The following is a 3,190-nucleotide window of genomic DNA, read 5'->3' on the forward strand; positions in this document are numbered from 1 at the left end:
AAGCCATCGTCCTCAACGGCCAAATCCTGCGCCAGACCGGGCAAGGTGAATTCAACATCCTGAAAACTGAAACGCCCTTCGCGGTGGGTGAAGACAACTCAACACAGACCCACCTCTACGCCTTCAATAAGGACCAGAATATCGTCCTCGATGCCCCAATTCGTGTCGACATCGGCGGCGTTGAGGGACGCATCACCGCTGGCACCGAAGTCGTCAGCCACTAAGTGTTTTTTGACAGCCATTCCGGCGCCCACTACGGCTTTGTCGACTTCGACGCACCAATCCTCGGCATCGCCGCGTACCAGGATACCATGGGCGCCACAGACTTCCTCGACAACACAAGCGTCACCTGCACCGGCACCAACCTGTGCAGCCTTGAAAAAGGCGGTCTGGTCTGGATTGACGATAAGAACCTGACTCGCCTCTGGGTCTATTGGGCCGGATCGTCTCCCGGTGACAACGCCCGCGTCTTTACTGAACGCCCCCTAGGCGCCCTGATGATGTAAACCTTGGCAAAAGCACCTGTATAGCATCCCCTGAACGCCCACTACACAAACGCCAAAGCATCGAAGTGCGAAATCGTATCGCCCTCTTCTCTTTCCTCATCCCTGACTATGATGAGGCCATCGGTTTCGATCTGAACGAAGACACCGATCTTGGCGACGAAAAAAACGCTGCGGCCGCATCTCGCCACCCGGCGCGGACACCGATATCCTGCTCGCACGCGCCATCAACGCAAAGCAATCGGCAACCAGGGCAGGGGTCGCGTCTGGCTGTTCCTCGAAACTCTCGAGTTCAACACAGATCACGCCCTTATCGAAGCCGCAGGCGGTCGCTTCGAAGGTCCATCCGCGTTGAACCCTATGGCCGCGTCGCCGTCTGGGCCGACCTATGGGGCAATCGCTGGGACGTGATCCAGTTCGCCAATCCGGACCGCAGCGGCACCGCCGCCTGACCACGCATTAACGATTTCGCAATTCACGACCCCTAGACCGACCTCCAGCGTAGCCTTCGGTGTTTCGCGAACGGCCGCAATTATCCAGCTATTGCCTCATTGTTGTAGTTAATCCGCCCCATTCGCAGCCGAGTTTCCAGCAACCGTTGCGAAGGAGCGAACCCATGAACTGGAAAATGCGCGGACGTGTTTTTGGCCTTGTCCTGCTCAGCGTAAATTTTGTCGCCGCCAACGCAAGCTACAGCATCGGCCCTGCGCAAGCTGGCGCAAGTGATCCGATCATCACCGCGCAAACCCGCGCCACCGCGATTACCGTAGCCGAAGAACAGGCCCGCACTCATCTTGGGTCATTCCTTGACTACACGTTGGATGACAACGGCATCGCACGCGACAATGCTGCGATCAAAATCGTTATGTCCGGCTATGGCAGCGACGACGAAGTCGTCTGGGTTTCGCCTTTTGCCATGCGCGATGGCCGCTACGTCGGCATTCTCGCGAACGAGCCCAAAACAACCGAAACCAAGCACGTCGGCGATCCCGTGGCGTTTGACGCCGCACAGGTGCGCGACTGGTATTTCTTTGGCGACGACGGAAAAATGTACGGCAGCTACACCACCCGAGTGATGCTGACCGAAATGGCGCCAAACACGGCGCGCCAAATCACCCAAATCCTGTCCCCGACCCCGGTTCCGGCGCATTGGTAAGACCGCCGCGCCCGCGCGCCAAACCACTCCACAGAAACCGACTTCAAGCCCAGCACCGATATCGCGCACTAAACACGGCCTAAAACTGCAAATGTCGCGAATTTTCCCCTTGCCAGTCCGGCGAGGAGTTTATATCTCCGCCACACCCAAGGATGCGGGCGTAGCTCAGGGGTAGAGCATAACCTTGCCAAGGTTAGGGTCGTGAGTTCGAATCTCATCGCCCGCTCCAATAATCAGCTTTCCTTAAAGCTGTTGGGTAAATTCTACACAAAGACCATCGACCTCGCGGGCCTCAGGCCCGCGCGATCTTTGTGGTCTACACTTTAAATGCGCCCAAGAGTGAAGCCCCGGCAACGCCTCTTCAAGCGGCGTCACCACAAACTAATCGGCATGCAACAAAACACGCGAAGGCCGGGTCTTCTGGATCGCATGTAACCGATTGTCATCAGACCTCGCCGGTTGGCTGCCCTAAATCTCGATATTTCCAATCAAATCTGACGCTCTTTACGCGTCCTTTTCCTTAGGCGTCTGCAGTGCCAACTGTGAAAAGCCCGTCGCTTCGTAAGACTATTCACACAGTTTTACTTCATCAAAATGATCGGTGCCCAAGGCGGTCACGCTCTGTGGTGCAGGATGCCGCACGGCGCCAAGTCTCGCGTCACCGCGCTTTGCGCCTGCGGTCACGGCACCTTTGCACAAGTGCATCACTTCAGGATTAGAGTACCCAAGATGCATTGCTTGCTTAAAAATTATGCCTGAAGCTTATCATATGAGCGGTTTAAAAAAACTGTGGGCGATCACCGGCCTTGCGGCTCTTCTTCCGGCAACGGCCGTCGCGGGCCCCGACTTGCATGACCTTTTTGCCACCTGCACCGGAAGGCTTTCCGCCCAGATGGAGCATCAATGGCTGCTCCGAGACGGCGCATCCTCCGTCACCGAACGCCACCGCGCCAGTATGATTGCGGTCCTCGACGCTCTCACAACAGAAGAAAACGCCGCCAAGGCCCTGTCGATCCGCATCAACAGCAAATACGCCCAAGCCGCCCTTCTCAGCCGCGCCACTTTTAATCGTGACGCTGGAGATGCCGAATGGGCCGGCCGCAAAGCAGACCGCGACGTCGCCACTTGCCTAATACTCATCTTACCCGATCCCACCCCGGCCGATCGCCAAGCAGGCGCCGACACCCTCAACCCGTTCGGCGAAACACCCCCCGCTCAATACGCACGAGTCGTTCAAGACTGACTCCTAAGTCTTCCAGAATCCCTGCTGCGCAAAAAAACAGCACAGCCCCTCAAAGGGGTGAAATTTTGTGCATCTGGCTCGTGTCGACCGGCGCAACGCCTCGCACCGCCTACCCTTTTCGCTGCATTGCGGCAGAGTTTCTCCGTCGGCACCTGCTGCCGAAACGAAAGCGTGCGATGGTGTTGGCCGTTCACTCCACACACCACCGCACTTCGCAATGAAAATTGCGTGGGGGATATTTGGTCTTCAGACCTGCTGTTGGCAAGACCTCTGCGCATGTCGCACGAA

At 57.2% G+C, this 3,190-nt stretch carries 4 protein-coding genes, 1 tRNA gene and 1 pseudogene; all 6 read left to right on the forward strand.

Annotated elements, in window-relative coordinates:
- Positions 1 to 224: pseudogene (locus Q1B15_RS06385) on the forward strand (hypothetical protein); the annotation flags it as partial.
- The gene (locus Q1B15_RS06390) at positions 225 to 506 is read left to right on the forward strand and encodes a hypothetical protein (protein ID WP_299751796.1); all 282 of its coding nucleotides are present in this window, start codon (positions 225 to 227) and stop codon (positions 504 to 506) included.
- Positions 507 to 656: 150 nt separating this feature from the next.
- Complete coding sequence (locus Q1B15_RS06395; protein ID WP_366141686.1) at positions 657 to 914, forward strand: hypothetical protein; 258 nt, start codon at positions 657 to 659, stop codon at positions 912 to 914.
- Positions 915 to 1,119: 205 nt separating this feature from the next.
- Positions 1,120 to 1,659 (forward strand): DUF2314 domain-containing protein, encoded by a 540-nt coding sequence (locus Q1B15_RS06400; protein WP_299751799.1) that lies wholly within the window; start codon positions 1,120 to 1,122, stop codon positions 1,657 to 1,659.
- A 154-nt stretch (positions 1,660 to 1,813) separates the two neighbouring features.
- Positions 1,814 to 1,888 (forward strand) — tRNA-Gly (locus Q1B15_RS06405).
- A gap of 540 nt (positions 1,889 to 2,428) precedes the next feature.
- Complete coding sequence (locus Q1B15_RS06410) at positions 2,429 to 2,902, forward strand: hypothetical protein (protein ID WP_299751802.1); 474 nt, start codon at positions 2,429 to 2,431, stop codon at positions 2,900 to 2,902.
- The last annotated feature ends 288 nt before the right edge of the window (positions 2,903 to 3,190 follow it).

Origin of the sequence: uncultured Boseongicola sp., assembly GCF_937988555.1 — a bacterium.
Taxonomy (GTDB): domain Bacteria; phylum Pseudomonadota; class Alphaproteobacteria; order Rhodobacterales; family Rhodobacteraceae; genus Boseongicola.